This is a genomic window from Streptomyces alkaliphilus, assembly GCF_014141535.1.
GTDB lineage: Bacteria > Actinomycetota > Actinomycetes > Streptomycetales > Streptomycetaceae > Streptomyces > Streptomyces alkaliphilus.
On the sequence record NZ_VKHT01001185.1, the window covers coordinates 1 to 1,367 of the forward strand.

Annotated in this window: 1 protein-coding gene; it reads left to right on the forward strand. The window is 74.7% G+C overall.

Going from position 1 to position 1,367, the window contains the following annotated elements:
* Positions 1-357 precede the first annotated feature (357 nt).
* Complete coding sequence (folE, locus tag FNQ90_RS23310) at positions 358-966, forward strand: GTP cyclohydrolase I FolE (protein WP_182608158.1); 609 nt, start codon at positions 358-360, stop codon at positions 964-966.
* Positions 967-1,367: the final 401 nt, after the last annotated feature.

A 1,367-nucleotide genomic window follows, 5' to 3' on the forward strand; every position in this document is an offset into this window, starting at 1 on the left:
CCCACCACCCGCCCGCCGGTGGCGGTACCGGCCAAGCGGATCGAGCTGGCCAAGGCCAATGGCAGTGCGGGGGCCGGCGTGGAGGCCGGTGCCGGTCCCTCGTCGGCGAAGCGGGCGATCACCGGACCCGAGGGCGCCGGCGACGGCGTCGGGTCGACGATCGACTGACCCCCGGCCCGGGGTCCGCCGAGCGGTCGGTGGGCCCGGGTCGCCGCGGGGCCGGTGGGTCCCGTGGGAATGTCACACGCGCCCCTCGGGTTGTTCCGGGGGGCGCGTCGGCGTTGTGTCGCGCCCCGCCCCGGCCCCGGGGCGGTCGGCCGGCGGACGCGCCGGACCAGCACAACGGAAGAGGACACGATGACCGACCCGGTGACCCGGGCCACCGACGGTGCGCCCATCGGCGAGTTCGACGAGAAGCGCGCCGAGAACGCCGTCCGCGAACTGCTGATCGCCGTCGGAGAGGACCCCGACCGCGAGGGCCTGCGCGACACCCCCGCCCGGGTGGCCCGCTCCTACCGGGAGATCTTCGCCGGTCTGTGGCAGACCCCCGAGGACGTCCTCACCACCACCTTCGACCTCGGCCACGACGAGATGGTGCTGGTCAAGGACATCGAGGTGTTCTCCAGCTGTGAGCACCACCTGGTGCCGTTCACCGGGGTCGCGCACATCGGCTACATCCCCTCGGCCAGCGGCAAGATCACCGGTCTGTCGAAGCTGGCCCGACTGGTCGACGTCTTCGCGCGCCGCCCGCAGGTGCAGGAGCGGCTGACCACGCAGGTCGCCGACTCGTTGATGCGGATCCTGGAGCCGCGGGGGGTGATCGTGGTCATCGAGTGCGAGCACATGTGCATGACGATGCGTGGTGTGCGCAAGCCCGGCGCCAAGACCACCACCTCGGCGGTGCGCGGCCAGCTCCGCGACTCGACCACCCGCGCCGAGGCGATGTCCCTCATCCTCTCCCGCTGACTCCCGCCGACTCGGCCCCCGACGCACTGCCCCGCCGCCGCGCGGGATGTCCCCGCCCGGCGGTGGGGACATCCCGTCCCCACTCTTGACAGGGGCATGACTTCGCCGGCTTCATGGGGGTGTCGAACCCGGGTCGACGCCTCCGGGAGGTCACGGGGACACGCTGCGGTACGCCGAGGTTTGGGAGCGCTCCCACGCGCGCCCGGGGCGGCCGCTCCGTCCTCCCCGCCCCACACCGCTCCCGGAAGCGGTGCCGGAGCCGCCGCGGAGGCATCGGGACCCCTCCGCGGCGGATCGCCCCCCACCGCACCGGCTCCGGGCTCCGCCGCCGCCCGACGGCAGGAGGGGAGGGTCCGGCGGACCGCGCCGCGGGAGTCACCGCTCCCCGGCCGGTGTCCGCC